This window comes from Microcystis sp. LE18-22.4A (assembly GCF_027531105.1).
GTDB lineage: Bacteria > Cyanobacteriota > Cyanobacteriia > Cyanobacteriales > Microcystaceae > Microcystis > Microcystis aeruginosa.
Genome location: NZ_JAPZRB010000286.1, coordinates 1 through 1,131, shown reverse-complemented (window position 1 = coordinate 1,131; position 1,131 = coordinate 1). Strand labels below are relative to the sequence as shown.

The window sequence follows — 1,131 nt, the reverse complement described above, 5'->3', positions numbered from 1 at the left end:
TCCAGGAACAAGGGTCACTAACCCCGCCCTAAAAGCGACGGAGCTTGCCTAAACCAATTTAGGCGACGCAAGTAGAGACTACCGCATTGAGACACAATCTGGCACAGACTTCCGAATACTTCCCTAGTTCGGATTACCTCTCAGCTTTATTGGTAAAGCGTTGTTAGACAAGACATCTTGATTGTGTTGCGGAAAGGGACTTTAACTTTACTCTTAAGGATTATCTCCATGGCAAGAGTTCCTGTTATCTCAAAAGACGGAAAGCCGTTAATGCCCACCAAACCCAGTCGGGCTAGACGGTGGATTAAAGAAGGAAAAGCTATCGGCAAATTCAACGACTTAGGTATTTTCTATGTCCAGCTAACCGATGAACCTTCCGATAACAAAACCCAACCGATTGCCATTGGTATTGACCCGGGTAAATTATTCTCTGGAATTGGCGTTCAATCCTCTCTTTTTACTCTTTGGAAGGCTCACCTAGAACTTCCTTTTAAGCGAGTAAAAGAGCGCATGGACAATAGACGGTTAATGCGAAGAGGACGTAGAAAAAGACGGATTAACCGCCAACTTTCTTTTAATCTAAGAGCGCATCGACAAAAACGATTCTTAAATAGAAAACAAGGAAAATTAGCTCCCTCAATCAGAGCTAATCGTCAACTTGAACTTCGCGTCGTTTCCGAACTAACCAAAATCTATCCAATTACCGATATTTACTTTGAGTACATCAAAGCCGATGTTGATTTAACTTCTGGTAGAAAAGGAGCTAAGTCTGGAAAAGGTTTCTCGTCGGTTATGGTTGGACAGAAATGGGCTATTGAGCAACTGTCTCAATTGGCAACAGTCCATACTCGCTTTGGTTGGCAAACCTCTAATCTTAGAAAACATTTGCGACTAGAAAAGTCCAAAAATAAAGCAGAACAATCACCAGAAAGCCATGCTAACGATGGCATTGCTCTTGCCTGTTTTCAGTTTTTAGATTATTGGCCATTCCACAATTCTAATAGTCATGGATATGATTGGAAGGGTTTCGTTGAAGTAACAAACGCTCCTTTCGCTGTCATCAAACGTCCTCCTATTAGTCGTCGTCAACTTCACCTAATGGTTTTTTCTAAAGGTGGTAAACGACGTAAA

Annotated in this window: 1 protein-coding gene; it reads left to right on the top strand. The window is 41.8% G+C overall.

From position 1 onward, the window contains the following. Positions 1–228: 228 nt before the first annotated feature. On the top strand, positions 229–1,131 hold a 903-nt coding region (locus tag O9295_RS13230; protein ID WP_288033264.1), incomplete at its 3' end, for an RRXRR domain-containing protein.